This window comes from Micromonospora sp. WMMD735 (assembly GCF_049178995.1).
In the GTDB taxonomy this organism is placed as follows: Bacteria; Actinomycetota; Actinomycetes; order Mycobacteriales; family Micromonosporaceae; genus Micromonospora; species Micromonospora wenchangensis.
In genome coordinates this window covers 1,379,045-1,403,403 of record NZ_JBMHMJ010000002.1, presented here as the reverse complement: position 1 = coordinate 1,403,403, position 24,359 = coordinate 1,379,045, and the positions used below count along the sequence as shown (strand labels likewise).

Here is a 24,359-nt window from a genome sequence, read left to right as displayed (position 1 = left end):
GGCAATTCGTGGTTTCCGGCGGGCCCAGGTCAGGCGGGGACGGTGAGCACGGTCCGCTCGGCGGCGCTGCGGTGTGCCAGCTCGATCAGTTCCACCGTGCGTACCGCGTCCCGGGGGTCCACCGGCAGCGGTCCGTCGCCGCGTAACGCCGTCTCGACCTGGGCGTAGAAGTCCTGGTAGCGGCCCGGTTCGGTGGGCACCGGGCGGAGGTCGTCGCCCGCGCCGAGCAGACCGTACCGGTCGGGGGTGACCTCGCCCCAGCCGGGTGTGTCGGGCCGGCCGCCACGGCGCAACGCGTCCTCCTGCCCGTCGAGGCCGTGGCAGGTGTACGCGGCGCGGTCGCCGAGGACCCGGAGCCGGGGGCCGAGCTGGGCGGTGACCGCGCTCATCCACAGGTGGGAGCGGACCCCGCCGACGTGGGTGAGCGCCACGAACGCGTCGTCGTCGACCTGTGCGCCGGGGCGACGCCGGTCCACCTCGGCGTAGACGGTGTCGACCGGCCCGAACAGCTGCACGGCCTGGTCGACGAGGTGCGCGCCGAGGTCGTAGAGGACCCCGCCGGCGTCGGCGGGGCTGCCGCCCTCCCGCCAGCCGGCCCTGATCTGCGGCCGCCAGCGTTCGAAGCGGGACTCGAACCGGGTCACCCGGCCGAGCGCGCCGTCCTCGACCAGCCGTCGTACGGTGCGGAAGTCACCGTCCCACCGGCGGTTCTGGAACACGGTCAGCGCGACGCCCCGGCGGTCCGCCTCGTCGACCAGCGCGCGGGCGTCGGCGGCGGTGGCGGCGAGCGGCTTGTCCACCACCACGGGCAGCCCGGCGGCGAGCGCCGCCCGGGCGTGGGTGACGTGGGAGCTGTTCGGGGTGGCCACCACCACCAGGTCGAGGGCGTCCGGGTCGGCCCACAACTCCCCGGCGTCGCCAACGACCCGGGCGTCGGGGTGCTCGTCGGCGACCTGCTGCCGGCGCTGCGGGTCGGCGGTGACGACGGCGGCCAGCCGTAGCCCGCCGGTGGCGGCGATCAGCGGGGCGTGGAACACCCGGCCGGCGACGCCGTAGCCGAGCAGTCCGACCCGCAGGGGGTGCCGCGTGCCGTCCGTCATGCTGGTTCCCCGATCGTCGCCGCCGGTGGTCCGGTCCCCACCGAACCTACGCGCCGGTCGGTGCGGGTCCGGTGTCAGGCCGGCGTCGGGTCGGTCACCCAGCCGGCGACCAGCACCAGGCCGGTGGGGCGGTGCACGGCGAGGAAACCGAACGGGCGGTCCACGTCGAGGCGTACCCGGCGCCGCCGGGCGGTGGCGCGGGGTGCCGCGCCGCCGGCCCGCATGGCCAGGGCGGTGACGGCGGCGGCCCGCAGGCCGGTGGCGGTGAACTCGGCGCGGGCGCTCTGCCGGGCGTCGGAGACCGACAGGCGGGGGCTGATGTCGGGGAAGTGGTCGCCGTCGCGGGCGGCGGTGGCGAGGCCGAACAGGTCGGCGTGGTCGAGCAGGTCGTGCTCGCCGGTCACGGTGAACCCGACGGTACGTACCAGCAGCTCCGGCCGGTCGTCGTGCCCGTCGACGGTGTCCTCGGTGACGCCGGGCCCGGCCGGTGCGGGCAGGGTCGCCGGGTGGTCGAGCGCGTGGATCGCGGCGGGGAGCACCCGGGCGGCGGGTTGCCCGGGCGGGCCGAGGGCGAGCAGCACGTCGACGTCGGCGTCCCCGGTGACGGTGAGCAGGCTGACCGGGCCGGCGGCGGTGTCGGCGACCCGCAGCGCCGTCGGGTCGCCGCCGCCGGAGTGCAGTCCGGCCAGGGTGCGGCCCTGCCACGGCCCGGTCGCCGGTCGGCAGGGGGCGGGGTGGAACGGGGTTGCCCAGTCGACGAGCACGCTCAGCGCGGTGGCCAGCACCAGCGCGGTGCCGGGGCCGACCGGGACGGGCATCCGGGGGACCAGGCCGTCGGTGTGGTCGTGCGCCCACCGGTCGAGGCGCGGCTGGTCGACGGTCGGGTCGCCGGTCAGTTCGCCCCGGGTCGAGGCGTCCACCTCGGTCAGCCACCGGTGGCCCAGGGGCAGTCCGGCGCGGGACCAGAAGCCCGCCGCGAGGCGGGTGGTGGGGGAGTCGACCGGGGTGGCCGGGGTGGGGGCGACGGCGTGCAGTTCGGTGCGGGCGGGGCCGGTGGCGTACCGGGCGAGCAGGGCGAGCAGCGGGTACGCCCCGGCGCCGGACAGGACGGTCTGCCGGTCGTCCAGGCGGGCCGCCCAGCGGGCGGTGAGGGCGTTGGCGGGCGGGCTCATGGGGCGGCAGGCTACCCGGCGCACCCTGTCGGGTGCCCGCCCGGCGTGGTGCGGTGGGGTCGGTGCGGCCGGCCGGCGGTGGTGTGACAGCGTGGCCGGGTGGGTGTACGCGAGGTCGACCTGGCCGTCGTCGGTGGTGGCGGGGCCGGTTCGCTGGTGCTCGCCGCGCTGGCCCGGCACGAACTGCCGGGGTTGCGGGTCGCCGTGGTGGACCCGGTGCGCAAGTGCGGCCAGGACCGCACCTGGGCGTTCTGGGGCGCTCCCGGCGGTGATCTGGAGTCGATGCTCAGCGCCAGCTGGTCGCGGGTGGAGGTGGCCACCCCGGCGGCGACCCGGGTGCTGGAGCTGACCCCGCTGCGGTACGCGATGCTGCGTTCCGCCCCGGTCTACGAGCGGGCCGCCGAGGCGGAACGGCGCCTCGGCGCGGCCCGCCACGACGTGGCGGTGGGGGCGCTCGACGACGACGGCACGACGGTGACGGTGCGTGACACCGACGGGCGGGCGGTGCTGCGCGCCGGGTGGGTCCTCGACTCGCGTCCCCGCCCGCCCCGCCGGCCCGGCCGGACGGCCTGGTTGCAGCACTTCCGGGGCTGGTGGTTGGAGTCGTCGACGCCGGTGTTCGATCCGGGGCGGGCGGTGCTGATGGACTTCCGCACCCCGCAGCCGGCCCGGGGGGTGTCGTTCGGCTACGTGCTGCCGGTCAGCGACCGGTATGCGCTCGTCGAGTACACCGAGTTCTCCCCGGCGGTGCTCACCGACGCGGGCTACGACGCGGGCCTGCGCGGCTACGCGGGGCTGCTCGGGCTGGACCTGGCGGCGTTGACGGTGCGGGAGGTGGAGGACGGGGTGATCCCGATGACCGACGCGCCGTTCGACGGCCGCCCGTCGCCACGGGTGGTGCGCCTGGGCACCGCCGGTGGGGCGACCCGCCCGTCGACCGGGTTCACCTTCTCGGCGATGCACCGCCAGGCCGGGCAGGTCGCCGCCGCGCTCGCCGCGGGTCGTGCGCCGGTGCCCCGGCCGGCGTACCCGGGGCGGCACCGGTGGATGGACGCGGTGGCGTTGCGGGCGTGGGACTCCGGGGCGGTGGGCGGGCCGGAGTTCTTCGACCGGCTGTTCGACCGGAACCCGGCGTCGCGGGTGCTGCGGTTCCTCGACGGGGCGACGAGCCCGGCGGAGGACGTGGCCCTGATGCGGTCGAGTCCGCTGCTGCCGATGACCTCGGCGGTGGTCGGTGACGCGGTGGGCCGGCTGCGGGCCCGGCTGACCCGACGCTGAGCGGGGGCGTCGGTCAGCGGGCGGCGCGGACCGTGTCGCGGACCAGCGTCCGCAGGCCCTCCATCGGGTCGCCGTCGTTCGCGCCGAGCCGGTTGCGGGTCGCCGCCACGGACAGGCCCAGCTCCGGGTACGCGTAGGCGAGGCTGCCGCCGCTGCCGGAGGTGCCGAACGAGCCGTCGTCGTCGACCGTGTAGCCGAGGCCGAACGCCGTTTCCTGCCCGAACACCCATTCGACGCCCCGGACGGCCACCGCGCTGACCTGGCGCAGCCGGTCGGCGGAGATGAGGCGTACCCCGTCGACGTCGCCGATGAGCGCGGCGTAGAGCCGGGCGGCGGCGCGGGCGGTGAGGGTGCCCACGGCGGGCACGTCGGCGCGCAGCACGTCGGGTCGGCTGCCGATGGTGGCGTCGGGGCGGACGGCCGGTGGGGCGACGGCGTCGAAGTGCGGCAGGTTGGCCGAGGCGAAGGCCATCAGGTCGGCCAGGCCGTTGTCCTCCAGGGTGGCCAGCCGGGGCAGGTCGGTGTCGGGCACCCCGAGGAACAGTTCCCCGGTGACGCCGAGCGGGGCGGCCACGTCCTCGGCGAGCACGGTGGAGACCGTCCGGCCGGTGACCCGGCGGACCACCTCGCCGACCAGCCAGCCGTACGTCCAGGCGTGGTAGGCGATCCGTTCACCGGGCGCCCAGCGGGGCACCGCGTCGGCGACGAGGGCGCACATCCGGTCCCAGTCGGTGAAGTCGGCGGGGGTGACGTCGGCGGGCAGGTGCGGCACCCCGGCGGTGTGGGTGAGCACGTGCCGCAGGGTGACGGTGTGCTTGCCGTGCCTGGCGAACTGCGGCCAGGCGTCGGCGACGCGCAGGTCGTAGTCGAGCCGGCCCGCTTCGGCCAGGACGTGCACGACGCTGCTGGTCAGGCCCTTGCCGGTGGAGACGCTGAAGATCGGGGTGTCGGCGGTCAGCGGCCGGCCGGTGGCGGTGTCGGCGGTCCCGGCGGTCTCGTCGACGATCAGCCGGCCGTGCCGGTAGGCCGCCACCTGCACGCCCGCCTCCCGGCCGGAGTCGACGAGCGTGTGGATGGTCCGGCGTACCTCGGCCCGGAGGGCGTCTTCGTCGTCGCGCACGGACGCCGACTCTGCCAGAGCCGGTCCGGGGCCGCCGCCGGTTTTCCGGCCGGTGCGGGGCCCGTCCGTGTCCCTGCGGCGGGGGCCCGGTGGGGTGCCGGTAGGTTCGGCGGCATGGTGGACGGGGTCGTGGAGATCTGGACCGACGGGGCGTGCAGTGGCAACCCGGGGCCGGGGGGTTGGGGTGTGCTGCTGCGCTACGGCGGGCACGAGCGGGAGCTGTGCGGTGGCGAGGCCACGCCGACCACCAACAACCGGATGGAGCTGACCGCGGCGATCGAGGCGTTGGAGGCGCTGACCCGGCCGGCCACGGTGCGGCTGCACACCGACAGCACGTACGTGCGCAACGGCATCACCGGTTGGCTGGCGTCGTGGAAGCGCAACGGGTGGCGTACCGCGGCGAAGCAGCCGGTGAAGAACGCCGACCTGTGGCAGCGGTTGGAGGCGGCCTGCGCCCGGCACGAGGTGAGCTGGCACTGGGTGAAGGGGCACAACGGTCACCCGGAGAACGAGCGCGCCGACGCGCTGGCCAACCGGGGGATGACGCAGGCGCGGGCGGCGGTGGGCGTCTCCCGCTGAGCCCCGGACCCCCGCGGGCCGACGCGCACCGCGTCTCCCGCGACCGCGCCGGCCGGTGCGCGCTACTCGGTGGGCGGGTGGGCGGCCTCCTCCTCGGCGGGGTCGCCCGCGCCGGAGACCGCGGCCACGTCGTAGCCGGCGCGGCTGGTCTCCCGGGCCGACCGGTGCTCCTCGGCGGGCAGGTCGGCGAAGTCGTCGCCGGTGTCCCCGCCGTCGCCCAGCGACTCGCCGGGCGGGCGCAGCGACGCCTCGTACGCCGGCACGCCGTTCGGCTCGTCGGTGTCGGCCCGGTCGGTGCGTGGTTGTTCCGTCATGCCGACCTACCTGCCCGCCCTACCGCCCGGCAAACCCACCCGCCGGGGCGCGGCCACGCCGGTCGCCGTCGGGCGGCGGAGCTGTCAGCGGCGGGGGCGGCGCGGGCGGCGGGCCGGGGTGGGCGGCACCACCGTGGTCCAGTGCGCGGGGCGGCGCAGCCGTGCGGGCAGGGTGGTGTGCCGGTCGCCCCGGGCCGCCTCGAGCTGGGACTGGTGCAGGAACAGGGTGTCGGACAGGTCGGCCCCACGCAGGTCCGCGCCGCGCAGGTCGGCCCCGGTGACGTCGGCCCGGCGCAGGTCGGCTGAGCGCAGGTCCGCGCCGAGCAGCCGGGCGCCGCGCAGGTTCGCCCCGCGCAGGTCCGCGCCCCGCAGGTCCGCGCCGAGCAGCAGCGCGCCCCGTCGGTCGGCCCCGCCGGTGCCGGCGCGGGCGGCGTCGCTGGCCGCCGCGAGCAGCGGGTTCACCCGGTCGCGGTGGGCGTCCACGTCGACGGTGGAAAGCTCCTGCGGCGTGCCGCCGGCCAGCGCGTCGGTGGCGTCGCGGGCGGCGCGCAACTCGTCGTGCAGCGGGCCGGCGGGGGTGAGGGTGAGCGCCTCGGTGAGATACCAGAGCAGCTCGTGCAGGGGCCGGGTGACGGTGAACGCGGCGAACATGCCGGCGGCGGTGGCCGGGTCGGTGCGCCAGTCCCGGCCGGCGAAGGTGACCTGGCTGACGCGCTGGCCGGCGCCGAAGCAGTCGAACACGACGCAGCCGGGGTAGCCGGCCTCGCGCAGCTCGTCGTGGATGCCGCAGCGGGAGTCGACGCGCAGGTGGTGGCAGGGGCGGCCGGCGGGCTTGTCCCGGGCGAAGTCGGCGGAGGCGGCGAACGCCGGTGCGACGCAGCACAACCCGACACAGCGGGCGCAGTCGGCCCGCAGCCCGGTGGTGTCGGCCATGCTGTCCGTCGTCTCCCTCGTCCGCTGGTCGTCGCCGGTGCCGGTCCCGCGTCCGGGGCGGTCCGCCCCCGGCCATTGTCCGCCGGGCCCCGGCCCGCCGATCGGGAGGGTCCCGCCCGCCGACCGGGGCGGCGGGTACGGCCGGGCGGTCCGGATGGACGGGAGGGTCGGCGGCACCCGCCGCCCCGGGAGGGTGGGATAGGGTCCGGTGACCGCCTCGGACCAGGGAGATGCGATGCCCACCGACCACGTCGACGTGCTCATCGTCGGCGCGGGGTTGTCCGGTGTCGGTGCCGCCTGCCACCTGCGGCGCACCTGCCCCGACACGACGTACGCGGTGGTCGAGGCGCGGGACGCGATCGGCGGCACCTGGGACCTGTTCCGCTACCCCGGCATCCGCTCCGACTCGGACATGTTCACCCTCGGCTACGCGTTCCGCCCGTGGACCGCGCCGCAGGCCATCGCCGACGGCGACACCATCCTGCGCTACGTGCGGGAAACCGCCAGGGAGTACGGCGTCGAGGAGCACATCCGGTTCCGCCACCGGGTGCGCCGCGCCGAGTGGGACAGCAGCACCGCCCGCTGGACGGTCCACGTGCACCGCGACGACACCGCCGAGGACATCGTTCTGACCTGCGGTTTCCTCTTCTCCTGCACCGGCTACTACCGGTACGACGCCGGCTACACCCCCGACTTCCCCGACGTCGGGCGGTACACGGGTCGGCTGGTGCACCCGCAGCACTGGCCCGACGACCTCGACCACACCGGCCGGCGGGTGGTGGTGATCGGCAGCGGGGCGACCGCGGTGACCCTGGTGCCGGCGCTGGCGCGGCGGGCCGGGCACGTCACCATGCTCCAGCGTTCCCCCACGTACGTGATCGCGTTGCCGGCCCGGGACCGGTTGGCCGACGTGCTGCGCCGCCGGCTGCCCGCCCGCGCCGCCCACCGCCTGGTCCGCGCCAAGAACGTGCTGTTCGGCACCGTCAACTACCAGCTCGCCCGGCGGGCGCCCCGAACGGTGCGGGCGTTCCTGCGGCGGGCCGCGAGGGGCCGGCTGCCCGCCGGGTACGACGTGGACCGGCACTTCTCGCCCCGCTACGACCCGTGGGACCAGCGGCTGTGCGTGGCACCCGACGGTGACCTGTTCGACGCCCTGTCCACCGGCCGCGCCTCGGTGGTCACCGACACCGTCGCCGCGTTCACCCCGGGCGGCGTCCGGCTCGGCTCCGGGGTGGAACTGCCCGCCGACATCGTGGTCACCGCCACCGGGCTGCAACTGCTCGCCCTCGGCGGGATGACCCTCACCGTCGACGGCGTCGACGTCGACCTCGGCGCTACGGTGGCGTACAAGGGGATGATGCTCTCCGGGGTGCCGAACTTCGCGTTGACCATCGGCTACACCAACGCCTCGTGGACGTTGAAGGCCGACCTGGTCGCCACCTACGTGTGCCGGCTGCTGCGTCACCTGGCCGCCACCGGCCAGCAGGTCGTCACCCCGGTCGCCCCGCCCGACGGCGACCTGTCGCCCCTGATCGACCTGCGGTCCGGGTACGTGCTGCGCAGCGTGGACGCGCTGCCCCGGCAGGGTACCCGCGCGCCGTGGCGGCTGTACCAGAACTATCCCCGCGACGTCGTGCTGATGAAACACGGTCGGCTCGTCGACGAGGGGGTGCGTTTCTCCCGGGCGACCGCCGACACCCCGGTCGGCTGAGCCCGTTCCCACCGTCCTATCGTCTCTTTCCCGCAGCAAGGAGGCCGCGTGCGTAACTTCGACTTCACGGCCGGGACCGCCGTGGTCACCGGTGCCGCCAGCGGAATCGGTGAGGCCCTCGCCCACGGGCTGGCCCGCCGCGGCAGCGACCTGGTCCTGCTCGACCGCGACGGCGACCGGCTCGACGCGGTGGCCGCCGCGATCCGCGGCGCGTATCCCGGGCGTCGGGTCGACACCCACCTGGTCGACCTGGCCGACCTGTGCACCACCGCCCGGGTGGCCGAGGAGGTCATGGCCCGGCATCCCCGGATCCGGCTGCTGGTCAACAACGCCGGGGTGGCCCTCGGCGGCCGGTTCGACCAGGTCACCATGGACGAGTTCCACTGGGTCGTCGACATCAACTTCCGGGCCCCGGTGCAGCTCACCCACGCCCTGCTGCCAGCGTTGCGGGCCGAACCCGGCGCGCACCTGGTCAACGTGTCCAGCCTGTTCGGGCTGATCGCCCCGGCCGGGCAGGCCGCCTACGCGGCCAGCAAGTTCGCCCTGCGGGGCTTCACCGAGGCGCTGCGCTACGAGCTGGCCGACGACGGCATCGGGGTGACGTCGGTGCACCCCGGCGGCATCGCCACCCGCATCGCCCGCAACGCCCGGGTCGGCAGCGGGGTGCCCCGCGAGGAGTTCGACGCGGCGCGGCAGCAGTTCGAGAGGCTGCTGTCCATCCCGCCCGGCCGGGCCGCCGAGGTGATCCTGCGCGGGGTCGAACGTCGTCGCGGCCGGGTGCTGATCGGCTGGTCGGCGAAGCTGCCCGACCTGCTGGCCCGGGTCGCGCCCGGATCGCACGGCCGGCTGGTCGCCGCCGGGGTCCGGCTCGTCGGTGGTCCGGGACCACGGTCCGCGCCGACCGCCCGGGTGGCGGCCCCGGTGCCGGCGGAACTCCCCGCCGGTGAGGTCGCCTGACCCGGGTCCCGGCACGACGCCCGCCACCGCCGGCCGCGACGGTGGCGGCGGGGGAGGACGGCCGGTCAGGGCGGATTGCTGCCCCGCTTCTCCTCCTGCGCCAGCACCGCCTCCCGCACCTCCGGGTCGTCGCGGGCGGCCAGCTCCGCGGCGAGCCGGGGATCGCCCACCAGCCGCTCCCGGTTGCGGTGCAGGAACGCCGCGAACCCGCCGGTGTACGGGCAGGCGAGGTCGCCGAGTTCCCGGTCCGGCTGGTAGCGGCAGCCGGTGCAGTAGTCGCTGATCTCGTCGATGTACCGGCCGTCCACGGCGTACGGGCGGGTGTCCACCCGGGCCAGGTCGGCGTACTGGCTCATGCCGAGCACGGTCGTGTTCATCACCCATTCGGCGCCGTCGACGAAGCTGCGCTGGAACCAGTCGACCAGTTCGGTCGGCCGCCAGCCGCGCTGCAACGCGTGGTTGCCGAGCACCAGCAGCCGCTGGGCGTGGTGTGCCCAGGCCCGGTCCCGGACCCCGGCGAGCACGTCGGCCAGGCAGCGCGCCTCCACCGCGTCGGCGTCGAGGTCCTCGAACCACTGCGGCAGCGGTTCGGTCGCGGCGAGCCAACCGGTGCCCCGGTAGGGCGGGTCGACGTACCAGTAGAGCTGCCAGAGGAACTCCCGCCAGCCGAGCACCCCTCGGACGAACGCCTCCACCGAGGCCAGTGGGGCGTCACCCGACCGCCACGCCGCCTCCGCCCGGGACACGGCCGCCGCCGGGTCGAGCAGCCCGAGGTTGAACGCGGCGGAGAGCATCCCGTGCGCCAGCACCGGGTCCTCGGCGCTCATCACGTCGCCGTAGCGGCCGAACGCGGGCAGCCGGTACCGCAGGAAGTGCGCCAGCCGGTCCTCGGCCTCGGCGGCGGTGGCCGGATGGGAGCGGGGGGCGTCCCGGCCGACGAACCGCACCCCGTCGCGTTCCCACCGGTCCAGGTCGGCCCGCACCCCGGCGTCGATGTCGTCCTCGACGATCGGCGGTGGGGGCGGCACGTCCAGGGTGCGTCCGGCCGGGGCACCACGGTCACCGTCGGCCGGGCCGGGGCCGGTGAGCACCCCGTGGCGGCGTTTGGCGTACCGGTAGAAGTCGACCATCCGCAGCGGCCCGCGCCGGGGTCGGTCCGCCCAGTCGGCGAAGTCGGCCCGGTCGGTGACGAAACCCCGGGGCGGCAGCACCGTCAGCCCCGGCACGGACCGGACGAAGTCCCGGGCCGCCCGGGTGCTCGGGTGGCAGACCTCGACCGGGCCGTCGACGGCCGCCAGGGCCTCCCGGAACGTCGCGGTGCGCAGCAGCACCGCCCGGTCGCCGAGTTCGGCGGCGCGGTGGCGCAGCGCGCTGAGGATCAGGTGCGCCCTCTGCCGGTGCAGCCGCCGACGCCGGAACAGGTCGGTGACCTCGACCAGCAGCACCGGTTGCCGGTCGTCGTCGAGGAAGTGCGGCCCGAGTTGATCGGCGAGCAGCCACCGGCGGGGAGACATGCGTCGATTGTGCCCGCCGTCCGGTCACCCCACGTGCCCGGGTCGATCGGTCGCGGTGATCGCCCCTGCCCGCCCGCCCGGCGACGGCACCGTCCGTCCGACAGTGGCGCGGGCCACCGGCGTCGCCCCCGCCACCGCCCGCCGCGTCGTCGCCGACGCACCATGGTGGTATGACGGATAGCCGTACGCGGATGTTCCGGTGCCGGGGCACCACGCGGACCAGCCGGTCCCCGGCCTGCTACGGCCACCACGTCGACGGATCCGGCGCGGCGGACGCCGGCCCGGACCACCGGTGAGCGTCGTCCCCGCGCCCACCGTCCGGCGGGCCACCGTGGTCTGGGCGGTGGCCGTCACCGCCTACCTGGCGGCGGTGTTCCACCGCAGCTCCCTCGGGGTGACCGGGGTGGAGGCCACCCACCGGTTCGCCGTCAACGCCTCCGCGCTAGCCGCCTTCTCGGTCGCCCAGCTCGTCGTCTACGCGGCCATGCAGATCCCGGTCGGCGTGCTGCTGGACCGGTTCGGCTCCCGCCGGCTGCTGCTGGCCGGCGGCACGCTGATGGTCGCCGGGCAGCTCTGCTTCGCCGTCGCCACCGACGTCCGGCTCGCCGTCGCCGCCCGGGTGCTGGTGGGCCTCGGCGACGCGATGACCTTCATCAGCGTGCTGCGGATCGTCGCGTTCTGGTTCCCGGGCCGCCGCAACCCGCTGCTGGTGCAGCTCACCGGCACCGTCGGTCAGCTCGGTGCGATCCTCGCGGCGGTGCCGCTGGTGGCGCTGCTGCACCGGGCCGGTTGGACCCCGGCGTTCCTGGTCGCCGCCGGGTTGGGGGCGACGACGGTGCTGCTGGTGCTCGTCGCCGTCCGGGACGCCCCGCACGTCGGGCCGGGGGTCGCCGTCACTCCCGCCCTGTCCGTGGTGCGGCGGGAACTCGCCGCCGCCTGGGCCCAGCCGGGCACCCGGCTGGGCCTGTGGACGCACTTCGTCGCCCAGTTCTCCGGGGCCGTGTTCGCGCTGCTGTGGGGTTACCCGTTCCTGGTGCAGGGGCAGGGGCTCACGCCGACGGCCGCGGCGTCCCTGCTCAGCCTGATGACGGTCGGGACGCTGGTCGCCGGGCCGGTGGTCGCCCACCTGTGCGCCCGGCACCCGTTCCACCGGTCGGCGCTGGTCCTCGTGGTCACCGCGGCCAGCGCCGCGGTCTGGGCGGTCGTGCTGGCCTGGCCGGGCCGCTCGCCGCACTGGCTGCTGGTGATGCTGGTGCTGGTGCTGGCCCTGGGCGGCCCCGGCGCGGTGATCGGCTTCGACTACGCCCGCACGTTCAACCCGGTGCACCGCATCGGCAGCGCCACCGGCATCGTCAACGTCGGCGGGTTCGTCGCCTCGATCGTGCTGGTGCTGGCGATCGGGGTGGTGCTGGACCTGACCACCCCGGCCGGCGCGTCGGCCCCGCCGCTGTCGGCGTTCCGGTGGGCGTTCGCCGTGCAGTACCTGCTCTGGGCGTTGGGCGCGGTCCAGGTGCTGCGGTACCGCAACGCCGCCCGGCGGCGACGCGTACCGGCCACCGACGCCGGGCCGGTGGCGACGCCGGAGGTGACGGTGTGCGTACCGCCGGGGGAGCCGGCCGACGGTGGGGGTGAGCGGGCGGCGGGCGGCGAGTCCGGCGGACCGATGGGTCGGGCGGCATGATCGCGGTAGGTTCGGCGGTGAGCGGGACCCATCCGGCCGTCGGGCCGGCAGGCAGGGAGGACACAGCGTGAGCCAGGAAGTCCGGGGCGTCATTTCACGGAGCAAGGGCGCTCCGGTCGAGGTCACCACCATCGTGGTGCCCGACCCGGGGCCCGGCGAGGCGGTGGTGCGGGTGCAGTCCTGCGGGGTCTGCCACACCGACCTGCACTACCGCGAGGGCGGCATCAACGACGACTACCCGTTCCTGCTCGGCCACGAGGCGGCCGGGGTGGTGGAGCAGGTGGGCGAGGGTGTCACCGACGTCGCCCCCGGTGACTTCGTGGTGCTCAACTGGCGTGCCGTCTGCGGGCAGTGCCGGGCCTGCCGCCGGGGCCGGCCGTGGTACTGCTTCAACACCCACAACGCGGCCCGGAAGATGACCCTCACCGACGGCACCGAGCTGACCCCCGCCCTGGGCATCGGCGCGTTCGCCGAGAAGACCCTGGTCCACGCCGGCCAGTGCACCAAGGTCGACCCGGCGGCCCGGCCCGCCGCCGTGGGGCTGCTCGGCTGCGGGGTGATGGCCGGCCTGGGCGCGGCCATGAACACCGGGCAGGTCACCCGGGGCGACTCGGTGGCCGTCATCGGCTGCGGCGGGGTCGGCGACGCGGCGGTCGCCGGGGCTGTCCTGGCCGGCGCGACCACGATCGTCGCGGTGGACACCGACGGCCGCAAGCTCGACTGGGCGCGCAGGTTCGGCGCCACCCACACCGTCGACGCCTCCGCCGAGGACGCCGTCGAGGCGATCCGGGCCGCCACCGGCGGCTTCGGCGCGGACGTGGTGATCGACGCGGTGGGCCGGCCGGAGACCTGGAAGCAGGCGTTCTACGCCCGGGACCTCGCCGGCACCGTCGTGCTGGTCGGGGTGCCCACCCCGGAGATGACCGTCGACCTGCCGCTGCTGGACGTCTTCGGCCGGGGCGGCGCGTTGAAGTCGAGCTGGTACGGCGACTGCCTGCCCAGCCGGGACTTCCCGCTGCTCACCCAGCTCTACCTGCAGGGCCGGCTCGATCTCGACGCCTTCGTCACCGAGGAGATCGCGCTGGACCAGGTGGAGGAGTCGTTCCGCCGGATGCACCACGGGGACGTGCTGCGGTCGGTGGTGGTGTTCCCGTGACCGCCCGGATCGACCACGCCGTCACCTCCGGCACGTTCTCCCTGGACGGGCAGACCTTCGACGTCGACAACAACGTCTGGGTCGTCGGCGACGACACCGAGTGCGTGGTGCTGGACGCCCCGCACGACGTGGCCGCGATCCGCCGGGTCGTCGGCGACCGGCGGGTGGTGGCGATCCTCGCCACCCACGCCCACGACGACCACGTGCGGGTCGCCCCCGCCCTGGCCAAGGCGACCGGCGCACCGATCCTGCTGCACCCCGCCGACCGGGTGCTGTGGGATCTGGTGCATCCCGGGCTGGCCCCCGACGGGGAGCTGACCGACGGGCAGGAGATCACCGTCGGGGACACCGTCCTGCGGGTGCTGCACACCCCCGGGCACAGTCCCGGCGCGTGCAGTTTCCACGTCCCGGCGCTGGGTGCGGTGTTCACCGGCGACACCCTGTTCGCCGGGGGGCCGGGGGCGACCGGGCGGTCGTACAGCGACTTCGCCACGATCGTCGAGTCGATCCGGACCCGGCTGCTCACCCTGCCGGCGGACACCGTGGTGCACACCGGGCACGGCGACGACACCACCGTCGGCGCGGAGGCCCCCCACCTGCAGGAGTGGCTGGCCCGCGGCCACTGACCGGCGGGCACCGCCCGCCGTCGCACCGTCGCCGATACGGCGGTATCCGAACGCCCGGATACCGCCGTATCGGCATTTTCGCGCCGCGTGCCCGGTTCCGGGGATGACCCGGACCACAGCCCGAGCTGGCCTGCGTATTTCCGGAATGACGGACAGGGGCGGTGGGTTGTGTTCCCCGTACGCCGGTCGCCACACCTCCGGCCGGCGGGGCAGTCCCCCGAGGCCCGCTCACCCCGGAGCGCGTCGCCACGATCGAAAGGGCAACCATCGTGAAGCTGGACTTCACCCGATGGCTCCCGGCCATCGCGAAGGACCGCAGGACCGTACTGAGCATCGCCGGCGTCGCCGCCCTCGGCGGCCTGGCGTTCGGACCGGCCGCCGTGGCCGCCCCCGTCACCAGCGGCCCCCACGAGGGGGCCCGTGCCGCGATCGACCTGGCCACCGGCAAGGGTCGGCAGGATGTGACCACCGGCGAGGGCCGGCAGGGCGTCACCGTCGAGTCCGGCCTGACCACCGGCACCCCCACCACCGAGGTACCGGCCGGCAAGCCGAGCACCGACGACCTCATCCCGCGCGGCGTCGAGGGCGCCCAGTCCCGCGTCCCGCTCGACGACGCGCAGCTCGCCAACGCCAAGGAGATCATCGCCGAGGCCAAGCGCAGCGGCGTGGGCGAGCGCGGCGCGGTGATCGGCGTGGCCACCTCGCTGCAGGAGTCGAAGCTGTACAACCTGGGGCACCTCGGCGCGTACAACGACCACGACTCGCAGGGCCTGTTCCAGCAGCGCCCGTCGTCGGGGTGGGGCACGCCCGAGCAGGTCACCGACCCCCGGTACGCCTCCCGGGCGTTCTTCGGCGCGTTGAAGAACGTGCACGGGTGGCGGGACCTGCCGCTGACCACCGCCGCGCAGACCGTGCAGGTCTCGGCGTACCCGTACGCGTACGCCCAGTGGGAGCAGCAGGCGGCGGACATCGTCCAGCAGCTCTGGTGACCCACGACCGGCCGGCCCCCGTCGCGGGGGCCGGCCGGTCGGCGTCTGTCCGGGTCAGGCCGGCGCGTCCTCCCGGCGCAGCTTCGCCGACCCGACGCCGACGGAGAACCCGGCGGCCCAGCGGCTCGCGCTGTCGGGCCGGGTCCGGTCGACCAGGTGGTACCAGTCCATCCGGCAGCGCTGCGGGGTCACCTCCAGCACGCCGTAGCCGTGCCCGTCCAGCTCCGTCCACTTCACGTGCGGGTTCGTCGAGCGCAGCAGGGTCGCGCCGAGCAGGCTCAGCCCGTTGCCGGCCGGCAGCCCGAGGACGTCGTCGAGGTTGTCGCTGGTCACCGAGGGCACCACGAACTCGGCGGCGGCCGGGTTGGTCAACCCCGTCGAGCGGGTGGTCACCTCGCTGGCCCACGAGGTGTGGATGTCGCCGGTGAGGAAGACCACGTCCCGGGTGCCGGTGGCCCGCAGGTGGTCGACCAGCCGGTCCCGGTCGGCGTTGTAGCCGTCCCACTGGTCGGGGTTGAGCACCGCGCCGTTCTGCGGGATGCCGAGCAGCTTGGCCAGCGGGCCGAGCAGCCACGCCGGCAGCGAACCGAGGTCGACCCGGGCCATCATCACCGGGTTGCCGACCAGCTTCCACTGTGCCGTCGAGCCGGACAGGCCGTCGGCGAGCCACCGCAGCTGGGCCGCGCCGGCGATGGTGCGGGCCGGGTCGTCCACCGCCGTGCCGCCGGCCTGCTGCGACCGGTACGACCGCAGGTCCAGCATGGACAGCTCGGCGAGCCGGCCGAAGCGTAACCGCCGGTAGATCGTGCCGTCCGCGCCGATCCGTACCGGCATCCACTCCTGGTACGCCTGCCGGGCGGCGGCGACCCGGTCGGCCCACGCGCCCTCGCTGCCCGGGGTGTGGTTCTCCGCCCCGCCCGACCAGGCGTCGTTGGCGACCTCGTGGTCGTCCCAGGTGATCACCCAGGGCAGGGCGGCGTGCAGCGCCTGCAGGCCCGGGTCGGTCTTGTAGAGCGCGTGCCGGACCCGATAGTCGGCCAGGGTGAGCGTCTCGTGCTCGGGCGCGACCGGGCGCACCACCGTGCCGCCGGCGTCGAACTCGCCCGTGCCGTACTCGTAGAGGTAGTCGCCGAGGTGCACGACCAGGTTGAGGTCACCCCGGTCGGCCAGCCGCCGGTAGGCCGCGAAGTGCCCGGCCTCCCAGTTCGCGCAGGACACCACGCCCAGCCGCAGCCGGTCGATCGCCGCGTCGGCCGCCGGGGCGGTCATCGTCCGGCCGGTCGGCGACCAGGTGTCACCGTGACCGAACCGGTACCAGTAGGTCGTCGCCGGGGCCAGCCCGGTCACCGTGACCTTGACGGTGTGGTCGCGGGCCGGGCCGGTCGGTGCCACGCCCTGCGCGGTCACCGTGGCGAAGTCGGGGTCGGCGGCGACCTGCCAGCGTACGTCGACGTCCGGGCCGAGGCCCGAACCGGGCAGCGCCTCCGGAACGGGGGTGACCCGGGTCCACAGCAGGATGCCGTCGGGCAGCGGATCGCCGGAGGCGACCCCGTGCCGGAACGCGCCGTCCGCCGCGTGGGCGGGACCGCTCGCGGCGAGGGTGGCGCCGGCGAGGACGGCGGTGCCGGCGGAGGCACCGGCGAGGCGCAGCATGGTACGACGGTCGAGGGTGTTCGTCATGGTCTATGTGTCTACCGGGTGCTGCGGTACGTGCGCAGCCCCGCGCGGTGAGTGTTCGCCGACGGTTCCCCCGCGGTTGGTGTCGCCTGTGGACTCCGGTTTCGGCGGCGGTGCTCGGCGGACTCAGTGGCGGTGGGCGGCGCGGTGGTTCAGCACGATGTCGGTCGCCGCGGCGACCAGGGCCAACGCGACGATACCCATGGCCAGCAGCAGGGAGTGCCGGAACGCGGCGGCCCACTGGCCGTCGGTGCTGGCCAGCGACGAGAAGAACAGCGCGCCGACGGCGGCGATGCCGGCGGCCGACCCGATCCGCTGCCCGGTCTGCAGCATGCCGGCCGCGCTGCCCGCCTGCGGCACCGGCACCTCGGACAGGGTCAACGTCTGGTTCGGGGTGATCACCAGGCCGCTGCCCAGTCCGGCGAGCAGCAGGGGCAGCGCGGTGAGCAGCGGGACCGAGCCGTGCGGGTCGCCGCGCAGCACGAACACCACCCCACCCAGCCCGACCAGCACCATGACCAGCCCGATCCCGACCAGCGGCCGGCCGAACCGGGTGACCAGCCGGCCACCCAGGGCGGCGGCCAGCGCCGAGCCGAGGGCGAACGGGGTGATCGCCAGGCCGGCGGTCAACGCCCGGTAGCCGAGGCCGTTCTGCAGGTAGAGGGTGAAGATGAAGAAGATCGCGGTGAAGCCGCCGAAGTAGATGAGCGCGATCACCGCCCCGATCGTGTACGACCGCAGCCGGAACAACCCCAGGTCGAACAGGGGGGTGCGGGTGCGCCCGTACCGGTGCTCCCAGAACCCGAAGCCGGCCAGGACCACCAGCCCGGCCGGGATCAGCGCCCACTTCCACGGGCTGGGCCACTGTTCCCGCTGCACCAGCGGCAGCAGCAGGAGCGTCACGCCGACGCCGAGCAGCAGCACCCCGACCGGGTCGAGCCGGTGCCGGTCGAGCCGGCCGGCGGCCCGGGTGGGCAGCAGCCGCCAGCCGAGCAGCACCGCGAGCACCCCGACGGGGACGTTGACGAAGAACACCCACCGCCAGCCGTGGTCCTCCCCGCCGAGTTGGATGAGCAGGCCGCCGAGCAGGGGGCCGACGGCGGTGGAGATGCCGATGGTCGCGCCGAGCAGGCCGAACGCGCGCCCCCGCTCCGCGCCCCGGAACAGCTGCTGGATCAGGCCGGTCACCTGCGGGTTGACCACGCCGGCGGCGACGCCCTGCAGGAGCCGGGCGGCGACCAGCCAGGTCGGTGACTGGGCCAGCCCGGCCAGCGCGCTGGTGACGGTGAACAGGGCGACCCCGACGACGAAGGCGTTACGTCGCCCCCGGGCGTCGCCGAACCGGCCGGCCGGCACCAGGACCAGGCCGAAGGTCAGCGCGTAGCCCGACAGCACCCACTGCAGGTCGCTCGGGCTGGCCTGCAACGCGCGGTCCATCGACGGGACGGCGACGTTGACGATGCTGACGTCCAGCAGCGTCATGAACGCCGCGACCAGGCCGACGCCGAGGGCCTGCCAGCGGCGGCGGTCGTCGGTGGGGCCGCTCATGGGACCGTCGGCGGTGGTGCGGTCCCGCACGGACCGGTGATCGGGCATGCCGCAGCGCTACCCGGGGGCGGGGGTGGCAAACCGGTGTCCGGCCCGGCCGTCCGGCGGGGTGCGACGGTGCTCACGCCGGCTGGCGGGCGCACCAGCGGGGGCCGAAGTCCAGCCCGGCCAGCGGCGAGTCCTCCCGGTGCAGCAGGCCCTTCTCGGTGAGCTGGCGCAGGGGCGCGTGGACGTCCTGCTCGGCCAGCCCCGCCTCCTCGGCGATCAGGTCGGGGTAGGGGACCTGACTGCGTGTCTCCAGCACGCTGACCGCCTCGTAGACGCGCACCTCGACCTCCGACAGACGTACCTGCTGCATGGTGCCCCTCCTTGCCGTGGCCCCGGCCGGCCGGTCGGGCGGTCCGGGTGGCGCGGCTTACCCGCTGGCCGCCCGACGATGCCTGCCGGACGGCCGGTCGTGCGCGCCACCGGACGGGCCGGTGCCCTAGGCTGGGCGGCATGATCATCTGGGATCTCGTCGTGGTCGGTGCCGGGCCGGCCGGGCTCAGCGCGGCCCGGGAGGCCGCCGCGGCCGGCGTGCGGACGCTGGTGCTGGACCGGGCCGTGCATCCCCGTTACAAGACCTGCGGAGGTGGCCTGATCGGCACCTCGCTGTCGATGGTGGCCGGCCGGATCGAGGTGCCGGCGCACGACCGGGTCGACCGGGTCACCTTCACCCGCGACGGCCGGTGGGGCTTCACCCGCCGGCACGGCACACCCCTGGTGACGATGGTGCGCCGCGAGGAGTTCGACGACCGGCTGCGCGCGGCGGCGGTGTCCGCCGGGGCCGAGGTCCGCGAGGGCGTCGCCGTGCGCGCCCTCGACCAGGACCCCGACACGGTACGCGTCCGACTGGCCGACGGTTGCACGGTGACCGCCCGGACGGTGATCGGGGCCGACGGTTCCGCCGGGGTGACCGCCCGGCACGTGGGGGTCCGGTACGGGCAGGTGGACCTGGGCCTGGAACGGGAGTTGCCGGTGTCACCCGCGCAGGCGGCCCGCTGGCGGGGGCGGCTGCTGCTGGACTGGGGCCCGTTCCCCGGCGCGTACGGCTGGGTGTTCCCCAAGGGGGACCTGCTCACCGTCGGCGTGATCGGGGCCCGGGGCGAGGGCGAGCGCACCCGCGCCTACCTGCACAGCTTCCTCGACCGGCTGGGCCTGGCGCAGGTGCCCGCCGCGCACGACTCCGGGCACCTGACCCGGTGCCGGGTCGACGACTCCCCGCTGCGCCACGGCCGGGTGCTGGTGGCCGGCGACGCGGCCGGCCTGCTGGAGCCGTGGACCCGGGAGGGGATCAGCTACGCGCTGCGCTCCGGGACGCTGGCCGCCGCGGCGGTCGCCGCCGGTGACCTGGACCGCTACCCCCGCGACGTGCACGAACGCCTGGTGCCGTCGATGCGCGCCGGCCGGCGGATGCTGACCCTGTTCGCCCGCCGCCCGCAACTGTGCCACGCGTTCGTGGCGACCCCGGCCGGCTGGTCGATGTTCGTCCGGTTCTGCCAGGGCCGGCTGAGCTTCGACCGGACCATGGACCGGCTGCCGGTGCGGGCCGTGGAGGCCCTGCTGGACCGGCTGCCCGCCCGGGGTCCGCAGCCGGCCGGGCCGTCCGGCCGCTGACCCGCCGGGCCGACGGAGCCGGGTCAGGGCACGATCACCGCACGGCCGTGGATCTCGCCGGCCCGCAGCAGGTCGTACGCCTCGGGCGCGCGGTCCAGCGGGAAGGTCTGCACGTCGGCGGTGAGCAGCCCGGCCCGGCCCAGGGCGATCACCTCCCGGAGTTCGGCCCGGGTGCCCCAGAACGGGACCGTGACGCTGGTCTCGAACGGCACGGTGGGCGGCTCGTCGGCGACCGGCCGCACCGGCAGGGTGCCGCCGCCCAACCCGACCAGCAGCAGCCGGCCGCCGGTGGCCACGACGCTGCGGGCGGTGGTGAGGGTGGCGTCCACCCCGACGCAGTCGATGACCACGTCCGCGCCGTCGGGCGCCGGGCCGACCAGCTCCCGGAGCCGGTCGACCGTGTCGGGGCCGGCCGGTACCACGTGGTGCGCGCCGACCCGGGTGGCCAGGTCGAGGGCGGCGACGTTGCTGTCCACCGCGATGATCCGCACGGCGGTGGTGGCGGCGAGGATCTGCACCGCCATGTGCCCCAGTCCGCCGATGCCGATCACCACGACCGACGTCCCGGGTCGCAGCGCCGGCCGGGCCAGCTCGATCGCGTGGTACGGGGTCAGCCCGGCGTCGGTCAGCGGCGCGGCCTGGGTCATCTCCAGGTCGCCGACGGGCAGCAGCCGGGAGGCAGGCACCACCACGTGCTCGGCCAGCCCGCCGTCGCGGCTGAGCCCGATCCCGCCGGGAGGCACGGTGCGGCACTGGTTCTCCGAGCCCCGCAGGCAGCCCCGGCAGGTGCCGCAGCCGATGATCCCGTAGACGGCGACCCGGTCCCCGGCGGACCAGCCGGTGACGCCGTCGCCGGGGGTGTCCACGGTGCCGGCGATCTCGTGGCCGAGGGTGATCGGGGTGGGGTAGAGGCCCGGCGGGGCGTCGAGGATGTGCAGGTCGGAGTGGCAGGCACCGACCGCGCCGACGCGTACCAGCACCTCGCCGGGGCCGGGCGTCGGGGTGGGCACCTCCACCTGTTCGAGCACCCCGGGGGCGGTCATCCGTACCGCGCGCATGGTTTCGTCCTCTCGTCGCCGACGGTCCCGCGCGCTTACCCCTCCCGCCGGCCTTGATGCCGGGCGCACACTGAGCGTCATGAGCGAACCGTTCACCGACGAGCAGTACGCGTTCCTGCGGCACGCCCGTTTCGGCGAGCTGCCACCGGCGGTACGTCCCGACGAGCGGTCGGCGTCGACCGAGACCGACCCGCCCCGCTACCAGCCCGATCCGACCCCCGGCCAGTACGAGCAGGACCTGCGCGCGGGCGGCTGAACCGACGGGCCCCGGGATGCCACCCCGGGGCCCGTCGGGCAGGCCGTGCGGTGAGCGACGGCCGGTCGGCTCAGAAGACCGGCACGCCGGCGCGGACCAGTCGCCAGTTCGGCACGAAGAAGTCGGCCGGGTCGATGGTGCCCCGGGCCTGCGCCCAGTCGATGAGCAGCTGGCGGATCTCCTGCTGCGCGTTGTAGACCTGGGTCTTCACGATGCCGGGGAAGTTCCCGCCGCCGCTGCGCCGGTAGTTGTTCACCGCGACCACGAACTGCGCGTCGGCGGCGACCGGGGTGTCGGTGCCGGGTAGCACCAGCCGGGTGATCCGCTGCCCGACCGGCCGGGAGACGTCGACGTCGTAGTCCAGCCCGGAGATCACGTCGTAGTTGTAGTCCGGCACGGCCGGGTCGCTGATCGTCGCCGGGTCGACAGGTGCGCCGACCGGCAGCGTGGTGAAGTACTTCGCCGAGTACTCCAGGTACGCCTTCACCTCGGCGCCGGTGAGCACCACCGCCTCCAGGGTGTTGTCGTAGACGTACAGCCCGGCGACGTCCCGGATGCGCACGTCACCCTGCGGGAACACGGCGGTGCGGCTGAACGGCGCGGCGATCGACAGCACCGGCAGCGCCGCGTACGGGCCGCCGGTGAGCGCGGCGGTGACCACCTCGGTCTGCACGTGGTTGATGAAGTCCAGGATCGGGGTGTCCCGGTAGCGCGACTCGGCCGCCGACAGTTCCTGCGCGGACCGGGCGACCACCGTGTTGACGTACCCGACGGTCGTGGCGTGCTGGCCGCGTACGGCGGCGAGCACCGTCGGGTCCTCGACCACGGTGTTGGTGTTGAGCATGGTGGCGCCCTTGGCGACGACCTTCCAGCGGCCCCGCTCCCGGGTGAGGGTGAAGTCCATCCGGGTCAGCCGCTGCCCCCACTTGGACGGTTCGGCGGTGAGCACCTGCGCACCGGTGGCGGTGTTGGTGACGAACTTCTCCACCACCTCGTTGTGGGCGTGGCCGAACAGGATCGCGTCGATGCCGGGGACCTGCTGGGCGATCAGCGCGACCGGGTTCTCGTTGGGCAGCTCCGGGCCGTAGCTGGAGGTGCCGCTGTCGCCGCCGTGGGCGGAGACGATGACCAGGTCCGCGCCGCGTGCCCGCATGACCGGCACCCACTTCGCGGCGGTCTCCACCATGCCGGGGAAGACCAGCTTGCCCTCCACGTTGCCCTTGTCCCAGATGGCCACCCCGGGGTTGGTCAGGCCGAGGATGCCCACGGTCAGGGTCGGCGAGCCGGGCCCACCGGGCCGCACCCGCTTGAGCACGTACGGCTGGAACGCCGGCCTGCCGGTCTTCGCGTTCACCGCGTTGGCGGCCAGCGCCGGGAAGCCCAGCTGGCCGATCCAGGTGGCCAGCAGCGGCAGCCCGTAGTTGAACTCGTGGTTGCCCAGCGTCACCGCGTCGTACCGCAGGATGTTCATCGCGCGGGCCATCGGGTGCGTCGCGCCGGTGACGGTGATCGGCTCCTGCTTGGCGTAGTACGTGGCCAGCGGGGTGCCCTGGATGGTGTCGCCGGCGTCGAGGACCAGGGTGGCCCGGCCCCGGCGCTCGGCGCGGATCTGGTTGACCAGGGTGGCGAGCTTGGCGATGCCGACGTCGTTGTGCTTGCTGTCGTCGAACTCGGCGTCGCGGTAGTAGTCCCAGTTGTAGACGTTGCCGTGGGTGTCCGAGGTGCCCAGGACGGTCAGGTCCCAGGTTTTCGGACCCTTCGGGCCCTGCCGCCCGGCCGCCCGGGCGGGCGCGCCGGCGATCAGCGGGGCGGTGGCCGCGGCGGCGGCGACGGCCAGCACCTGGCGGCGCGACGCGCCGGGGGAGGAGGTCATGGGGGTGCCCTTCGACGGGGATGGACGCGCCTCGTAAGCGCCGTTGCGCACCATAACGACCAGCGGTCGCTCCTGCCACAGTGGCCCGCACTGTTCCACCACCACGCCGTCGCCGGTCACCTGCCGGTCACACCACCGTCGACGGGTGTCAGGCACGGGTTGTTTCCGGCCGACCCGTCGGGGTAGGTGACCGAGAGACCCAGAACGGACCAAAGCAGACAGGGGAGCCGCACGGTGAGCCAGGACCAGTACACCCCGCAGGACCCGAACACCCAGTACGGCCACCAGGAGGGTCAGCCGGCCCAGCAGCAGTCGACGCCCGGCCGGACCGACCGGATGGGCCCGGAGCCCGACCACGGCGAGACGTCGTACCGGGGCAGTGACCGGTTGGCGGGCAAGCGGGCCCTGATCACCGGCGGCGACTCGGGCATCGGCCGGGCGGTGGCGATCGCGTTCGCCCGGGAGGGCGCCGACGTGGTGGTGTCCTACCTCGACGAGGACGAGGACGCCGACGCCCGGGAGACCGTCCGGCTGATCGAGGAGGCCGGCCGCCGGGGGGTCGCGGTGCGCACCGACCTGACCGACGAGCAGCACTGCCGTGACCTGGTCGACCGGACGGTGACCGACCTCGGCGGGCTGGACATCCTGGTCAACAACGCGGCGTACCAGATGGCCCAGGACGACGGCATCGAGGCGATCAGCACCGACCAGTTCGACCGGGTGATGAAGACCAACCTGTACGCGATGTTCTGGCTCTGCCGCAGCGCCCTGCCGCACCTGAAGGAGGGCGCGACGATCATCAACACCACCTCCATCCAGGCGTTCGACCCGTCGCCGCCGCTGCTGGACTACGCCACCACCAAGGCGGGCATCGCCAACTTCACCAAGGGGCTCGCCGCGCAGCTCGCCGACCGGGGCATCCGGGTCAACGCGGTGGCGCCCGGCCCGATCTGGACGCCGCTGATCCCGGCGACCATGCCGCCTGAGAAGGTGGAGAAGTTCGGCACCGACACCCCGCTGGGCCGGGCCGGGCAGCCCGCCGAACTGGCCCCCGCGTACGTCTTCTTCGCCTCGCAGGAGTCCAGCTACGTCACCGGGGAGATCCTGGGCGTGACCGGCGGCCGGTTCACCAAGTGACCGCCCCGTCCGCCGGGCCGGGGC

22 protein-coding genes are annotated in these 24,359 nt (G+C 75.1%); 11 read left to right on the top strand and 11 right to left on the bottom strand.

Translation table 11 applies throughout. The features are described 5' to 3' along the window. Nucleotides 1–29: 29 nt before the first annotated feature. Nucleotides 30–1,100 carry a Gfo/Idh/MocA family oxidoreductase gene (locus ACN268_RS06150; protein WP_421482166.1) on the bottom strand — a complete coding sequence of 357 codons (1,071 nt, stop codon included), beginning with the start codon at nt 1,098–1,100 and terminating at the stop codon, nt 30–32. Nucleotides 1,101–1,174: 74 nt separating this feature from the next. Continuing rightward, entirely contained in the window at nt 1,175–2,272 is a 1,098-nt protein-coding gene (locus ACN268_RS06145) for a serpin family protein (protein ID WP_421482165.1), read from the bottom strand. Nucleotides 2,273–2,371: 99 nt separating this feature from the next. Here ACN268_RS06145 and ACN268_RS06140 point away from each other — a divergent pair, with 99 nt between their 5' ends. Then, a complete protein-coding gene (locus ACN268_RS06140; protein WP_421482164.1) occupies nt 2,372–3,550 on the top strand; it encodes a lycopene cyclase family protein in 1,179 nt (392 codons plus the stop codon). A 13-nt stretch (nt 3,551–3,563) separates the two neighbouring features. On the opposite strand, the gene ACN268_RS06135 is transcribed toward ACN268_RS06140, so the two are convergent. Continuing rightward, nucleotides 3,564–4,670: a serine hydrolase domain-containing protein gene (locus tag ACN268_RS06135; protein ID WP_421482163.1), complete on the bottom strand. Its 1,107-nt coding sequence runs from the start codon at nt 4,668–4,670 to the stop codon at nt 3,564–3,566. Nucleotides 4,671–4,784: 114 nt separating this feature from the next. Here ACN268_RS06135 and rnhA point away from each other — a divergent pair, with 114 nt between their 5' ends. Continuing rightward, nucleotides 4,785–5,249, top strand: coding sequence for a ribonuclease HI (gene rnhA / locus ACN268_RS06130; protein WP_204928359.1), 465 nt, complete (start codon nt 4,785–4,787; stop codon nt 5,247–5,249). A 62-nt stretch (nt 5,250–5,311) separates the two neighbouring features. Here the strand turns inward: rnhA and ACN268_RS06125 are convergent, their stop codons facing one another. Next, nucleotides 5,312–5,563, bottom strand: a complete 252-nt coding sequence (locus tag ACN268_RS06125) for a hypothetical protein (protein ID WP_420115408.1) — start codon at nt 5,561–5,563, stop codon at nt 5,312–5,314. Nucleotides 5,564–5,647: 84 nt separating this feature from the next. Next, on the bottom strand, nt 5,648–6,496 hold the full coding sequence (locus tag ACN268_RS06120) for a pentapeptide repeat-containing protein (RefSeq protein WP_421482162.1): 849 nt from the start codon (nt 6,494–6,496) through the stop codon (nt 5,648–5,650). 235 nt (nt 6,497–6,731) lie between these two features. On the opposite strand from ACN268_RS06120, the gene ACN268_RS06115 reads away from it, so the two are divergent. Beyond that, nucleotides 6,732–8,207: a flavin-containing monooxygenase gene (locus tag ACN268_RS06115; RefSeq protein WP_421482160.1), complete on the top strand. Its 1,476-nt coding sequence runs from the start codon at nt 6,732–6,734 to the stop codon at nt 8,205–8,207. A 48-nt stretch (nt 8,208–8,255) separates the two neighbouring features. Beyond that, a complete protein-coding gene (locus tag ACN268_RS06110; RefSeq protein ID WP_421482159.1) occupies nt 8,256–9,164 on the top strand; it encodes an SDR family NAD(P)-dependent oxidoreductase in 909 nt (302 codons plus the stop codon). A 65-nt stretch (nt 9,165–9,229) separates the two neighbouring features. Here the strand turns inward: ACN268_RS06110 and ACN268_RS06105 are convergent, their stop codons facing one another. Then, on the bottom strand, nt 9,230–10,678 hold the full coding sequence (locus ACN268_RS06105) for a cryptochrome/photolyase family protein (protein ID WP_421482158.1): 1,449 nt from the start codon (nt 10,676–10,678) through the stop codon (nt 9,230–9,232). A 292-nt stretch (nt 10,679–10,970) separates the two neighbouring features. On the opposite strand from ACN268_RS06105, the gene ACN268_RS06100 reads away from it, so the two are divergent. From ACN268_RS06100 to ACN268_RS06085, 4 genes are all read left to right on the top strand, one after another. Beyond that, complete coding sequence (locus ACN268_RS06100; protein WP_421482157.1) at nt 10,971–12,359, top strand: MFS transporter; 1,389 nt, start codon at nt 10,971–10,973, stop codon at nt 12,357–12,359. 67 nt (nt 12,360–12,426) lie between these two features. After that, on the top strand, nt 12,427–13,515 hold the full coding sequence (locus ACN268_RS06095; protein ID WP_421482156.1) for an S-(hydroxymethyl)mycothiol dehydrogenase: 1,089 nt from the start codon (nt 12,427–12,429) through the stop codon (nt 13,513–13,515). Beyond that, on the top strand, nt 13,512–14,141 hold the full coding sequence (locus tag ACN268_RS06090; RefSeq protein ID WP_421482155.1) for an MBL fold metallo-hydrolase: 630 nt from the start codon (nt 13,512–13,514) through the stop codon (nt 14,139–14,141). The genes ACN268_RS06095 and ACN268_RS06090 overlap by 4 nt, the downstream gene beginning before the upstream one ends. A 269-nt stretch (nt 14,142–14,410) precedes the next feature. After that, nucleotides 14,411–15,130 (top strand): hypothetical protein, encoded by a 720-nt coding sequence (locus ACN268_RS06085; protein ID WP_421482154.1) that lies wholly within the window; start codon nt 14,411–14,413, stop codon nt 15,128–15,130. Between the two features lie 54 nt (nt 15,131–15,184). Here the strand turns inward: ACN268_RS06085 and ACN268_RS06080 are convergent, their stop codons facing one another. The 3 genes from ACN268_RS06080 to ACN268_RS06070 all read right to left on the bottom strand — a co-directional run bounded on the left by ACN268_RS06080 (nt 15,185) and on the right by ACN268_RS06070 (nt 18,713). Then, the gene (locus ACN268_RS06080) at nt 15,185–16,810 is read right to left on the bottom strand and encodes an alkaline phosphatase D family protein (RefSeq protein ID WP_421482153.1); all 1,626 of its coding nucleotides are present in this window, start codon (nt 16,808–16,810) and stop codon (nt 15,185–15,187) included. A gap of 123 nt (nt 16,811–16,933) precedes the next feature. Then, nucleotides 16,934–18,355: an MFS transporter gene (locus tag ACN268_RS06075; protein ID WP_421486822.1), complete on the bottom strand. Its 1,422-nt coding sequence runs from the start codon at nt 18,353–18,355 to the stop codon at nt 16,934–16,936. Nucleotides 18,356–18,476: 121 nt separating this feature from the next. Continuing rightward, a complete protein-coding gene (locus ACN268_RS06070; protein WP_204928348.1) occupies nt 18,477–18,713 on the bottom strand; it encodes a hypothetical protein in 237 nt (78 codons plus the stop codon). 140 nt (nt 18,714–18,853) lie between these two features. Between ACN268_RS06070 and ACN268_RS06065 the strand changes: the two genes are divergently transcribed. Next, nucleotides 18,854–20,011, top strand: coding sequence for a geranylgeranyl reductase family protein (locus ACN268_RS06065; RefSeq protein ID WP_421482152.1), 1,158 nt, complete (start codon nt 18,854–18,856; stop codon nt 20,009–20,011). Between the two features lie 23 nt (nt 20,012–20,034). Here ACN268_RS06065 and ACN268_RS06060 read toward each other — a convergent pair whose 3' ends face one another. Continuing rightward, nucleotides 20,035–21,069 carry an NAD(P)-dependent alcohol dehydrogenase gene (locus ACN268_RS06060; RefSeq protein ID WP_421482151.1) on the bottom strand — a complete coding sequence of 345 codons (1,035 nt, stop codon included), beginning with the start codon at nt 21,067–21,069 and terminating at the stop codon, nt 20,035–20,037. 79 nt (nt 21,070–21,148) lie between these two features. On the opposite strand from ACN268_RS06060, the gene ACN268_RS06055 reads away from it, so the two are divergent. Then, a complete protein-coding gene (locus ACN268_RS06055) occupies nt 21,149–21,325 on the top strand; it encodes a hypothetical protein (protein ID WP_421482150.1) in 177 nt (58 codons plus the stop codon). Between the two features lie 70 nt (nt 21,326–21,395). On the opposite strand, the gene ACN268_RS06050 is transcribed toward ACN268_RS06055, so the two are convergent. Beyond that, a complete protein-coding gene (locus ACN268_RS06050; RefSeq protein ID WP_421486821.1) occupies nt 21,396–23,198 on the bottom strand; it encodes a bifunctional metallophosphatase/5'-nucleotidase in 1,803 nt (600 codons plus the stop codon). Nucleotides 23,199–23,432: 234 nt separating this feature from the next. Between ACN268_RS06050 and ACN268_RS06045 the strand changes: the two genes are divergently transcribed. Next, entirely contained in the window at nt 23,433–24,335 is a 903-nt protein-coding gene (locus ACN268_RS06045; RefSeq protein ID WP_421482149.1) for an SDR family oxidoreductase, read from the top strand. Nucleotides 24,336–24,359 lie beyond the last annotated feature (24 nt).

Coding starts and splice junctions, on each gene's coding strand:
- ACN268_RS06080 (WP_421482153.1), bottom strand. CDS start 16,810: ATGACGAACACCCTCGACCGTCGTACCATGCTGCGCCTCGCCGGTGCC.
- ACN268_RS06065 (WP_421482152.1), top strand. CDS start 18,854: ATGATCATCTGGGATCTCGTCGTGGTCGGTGCCGGGCCGGCCGGGCTC.
- ACN268_RS06105 (WP_421482158.1), bottom strand. CDS start 10,678: ATGTCTCCCCGCCGGTGGCTGCTCGCCGATCAACTCGGGCCGCACTTC.
- ACN268_RS06115 (WP_421482160.1), top strand. CDS start 6,732: ATGCCCACCGACCACGTCGACGTGCTCATCGTCGGCGCGGGGTTGTCC.
- ACN268_RS06075 (WP_421486822.1), bottom strand. CDS start 18,355: ATGAGCGGCCCCACCGACGACCGCCGCCGCTGGCAGGCCCTCGGCGTC.
- ACN268_RS06070 (WP_204928348.1), bottom strand. CDS start 18,713: ATGCAGCAGGTACGTCTGTCGGAGGTCGAGGTGCGCGTCTACGAGGCG.
- ACN268_RS06060 (WP_421482151.1), bottom strand. CDS start 21,069: ATGCGCGCGGTACGGATGACCGCCCCCGGGGTGCTCGAACAGGTGGAG.
- ACN268_RS06050 (WP_421486821.1), bottom strand. CDS start 23,198: ATGACCTCCTCCCCCGGCGCGTCGCGCCGCCAGGTGCTGGCCGTCGCC.
- ACN268_RS06145 (WP_421482165.1), bottom strand. CDS start 2,272: ATGAGCCCGCCCGCCAACGCCCTCACCGCCCGCTGGGCGGCCCGCCTG.
- rnhA (WP_204928359.1), top strand. CDS start 4,785: ATGGTGGACGGGGTCGTGGAGATCTGGACCGACGGGGCGTGCAGTGGC.
- ACN268_RS06055 (WP_421482150.1), top strand. CDS start 21,149: ATGAGCGAACCGTTCACCGACGAGCAGTACGCGTTCCTGCGGCACGCC.
- ACN268_RS06120 (WP_421482162.1), bottom strand. CDS start 6,496: ATGGCCGACACCACCGGGCTGCGGGCCGACTGCGCCCGCTGTGTCGGG.
- ACN268_RS06125 (WP_420115408.1), bottom strand. CDS start 5,563: ATGACGGAACAACCACGCACCGACCGGGCCGACACCGACGAGCCGAAC.
- ACN268_RS06150 (WP_421482166.1), bottom strand. CDS start 1,100: ATGACGGACGGCACGCGGCACCCCCTGCGGGTCGGACTGCTCGGCTAC.